General features: G+C 72.5%; 2 protein-coding genes and 1 pseudogene. 1 reads left to right on the top strand and 2 read right to left on the bottom strand.

Annotation, left to right across the window (positions count from 1 at the left end; all coding sequences use genetic code 11):
- The coding region (locus IBL25_RS25760; protein WP_187781292.1) for a methyltransferase domain-containing protein at positions 1-496 on the bottom strand (496 nt) is incomplete at its 3' end.
- A gap of 88 nt (positions 497-584) precedes the next feature.
- Here IBL25_RS25760 and IBL25_RS25755 point away from each other — a divergent pair.
- Positions 585-1,640 (top strand): polyprenyl synthetase family protein, encoded by a 1,056-nt coding sequence (locus IBL25_RS25755; RefSeq protein WP_379656108.1) that lies wholly within the window; start codon positions 585-587, stop codon positions 1,638-1,640.
- 105 nt (positions 1,641-1,745) lie between these two features.
- Here IBL25_RS25755 and IBL25_RS25750 read toward each other — a convergent pair.
- Positions 1,746-2,138: pseudogene (locus IBL25_RS25750) on the bottom strand (hypothetical protein); the annotation flags it as partial.

The raw sequence follows: 2,138 nt of genomic DNA, 5'->3' as shown, positions 1-2,138 counted from the left end.
GCCGGGCCGGGGGCGCGGTGCCGCCGGGCCAGTAGGGCGGGTTCGCGAAGGCATGATGCGGCCGGGGCTGGCCGCGCAGCAGGGCAGGGTCGGCGATATCGCCTTCCAGCACCGTCACCTGTTCGGCCACGCCATTCAGCGCGGCATTGCGGCGGGCCAGGGCGGCGAGCGCCGGCTCGCGCTCCACCGCCAGCACGCGCAGGCCGGGCACGCGGGCCAGCAGGCAGAGAAACACGGCGCCGCTGCCACAGCCGCCTTCCAGCACCACCTGGCCGGGGCGGGCGGGAATGCTGGCGGCCAGCAGCACGGCATCCAGCCCGGCGCGCAGCCCCATGCGCGGCTGGCGCAGGCGCACCCGGCCACCCAGCAGCGTATCCTCGGTTTCCGCTTCCGTTGCGCCAGCCGGAATCTCCGCCGGCAGGGCGGGCCCCGGTTTGCGAATTTCGGCGCAGGGCGGCTCCGCGCCCGGGGCGGGGGTGGTCGCCACAGGCAGCATTCCGGGGGGCAACTCCTTGATTATTCTGGCGGCGACGCGATGTGCCAGGGCGTATGGGGCCCGCTTGCTGGTGCGGACCCCTCTGGCTATGGTGCCGCCGCCAGCACAGAGAGACAATGTCCGCGTGAGCTCCCCCGCCATACAGACCACTCCCGCCGCCCATGGCGAGGACGCGCTGACCGCCCTGGTGGCCCTGGTGCGGGAGGATCTGGACGCCTGCAACCGCCAGATCCTGGAGCGGATGCAGAGCCCGGTGGCGCTGATCCCGCAGCTGGCGGCGCATCTGATCGCGGCGGGCGGCAAGCGGCTGCGGCCGCTGCTGACCCTGGCTGCCGCGCGCATGTGCGGCTATCGCGGTGACCGGCATGTGCGGCTGGCCGCCTGCGTGGAGTTCATCCATACCGCCACGCTGCTGCATGACGACGTGGTGGACGAGAGCGACCTGCGCCGTGGCCGCGCCAGCGCCAATGCCGTCTTCGGCAACCAGGCCAGCGTGCTGGTGGGCGACTTCCTGTTCGCCCGCTCCTTCGAGCTGATGGTGGAGGACGGCTCGCTGGAAGTGCTGCGCATCCTGTGCAGCGCCTCCGCCACCATCGCCGAGGGCGAGGTGCTGCAGCTGGTCATCCAGAACGACACCTCCTCCACCGAGGCACAGTATCTCGACGTGATCGAGGGCAAGACGGCGGCGCTGTTCGCCGCCGCCACGCGCGTCGGCGCCGTGGTGGCCGGCCGGCCGGTGAGCGAGGCCGAGGCGCTGGACAGCTATGGCCGCAACCTAGGCGTCGCCTTCCAACTGGTGGATGACGCGCTGGATTATTCGGCCGAGCAGGAGAAGCTGGGCAAGACGGTCGGCGACGACTTCCGCGAGGGCAAGATCACGCTGCCGGTGCTGCTGGCCTTCAGCCGGGGCGACGAGGAGGAGAAGGCCTTCTGGCGCCGCGTGCTGGAAGACCGGCAGCAGGAGGAAGCCGACCTGCCGCATGCGCTGGCGCTGATGCAGAAGCACCGTGCCTTCGCCGATACCATCGCCCGCGCGCGCGACTACGGGGACCGCGCCATCGCCGCCCTGGCCGGCTTCCCGGACAATGCCGAGAAGCGCGCGCTGATCGATGTGGTGGAATTCTGCATCGACCGGGCGCGTTGAAGCGCCGGCTTTCCTGATACGGCGAAAGGCGGCCCCGCCGGAGCGGGAGCCGCCTTTTCTTTGGCCAGGCCCCGCCGCGCGGGCGGAGCCTGGAGCCTTCCGGCCTTAGATGCGCCGGTCGGGATCGGTGATGCGGCCGCCGGGCACCAGCGGGTCGATCGGCGTGCTGGCACGGGTGCCGCGGGCCGGGTCGTTCACGGGGTCCACCGGCGTGCTGTCGTCATAGCCGGTCCAGCCGCCGGCGCGGTAATCCGCCTCGCGCGCCGTCATGTCCACCGGGTTATGGCGGGCGAGGATGGCCTCGACCTCGGCGGCGCGGGTGTCATCCGTCCGCACCGTCACCAGGCTGCCGCCGCGGCGGATGCCCTCGGCATAGACGGGGGCTTCCTTCTCGCTGACGCCGGCGCCGGTCAGGCCGCCGAGGATGCCGCCGGCCAGCGCGCCCGCGCCGGCACCGGTCAGCGTCGCCACCAGCGCGCCGGCCGCCACGATGGGGCC

The organism is Pseudoroseomonas ludipueritiae (assembly GCF_014490445.1).
Classification (GTDB): domain Bacteria; phylum Pseudomonadota; class Alphaproteobacteria; order Acetobacterales; family Acetobacteraceae; genus Pseudoroseomonas; species Pseudoroseomonas ludipueritiae.
The sequence above is the reverse complement of the archived record's forward strand: the minus strand, read 5'-3'. Positions and strand labels throughout refer to the sequence as shown.

Bases quoted from the DNA above. Each gene is read 5' to 3' on its own strand.
- IBL25_RS25755 (WP_379656108.1), top strand. From the start codon at position 585: ATGGTGCCGCCGCCAGCACAGAGAGACAATGTCCGCGTGAGCTCCCCC.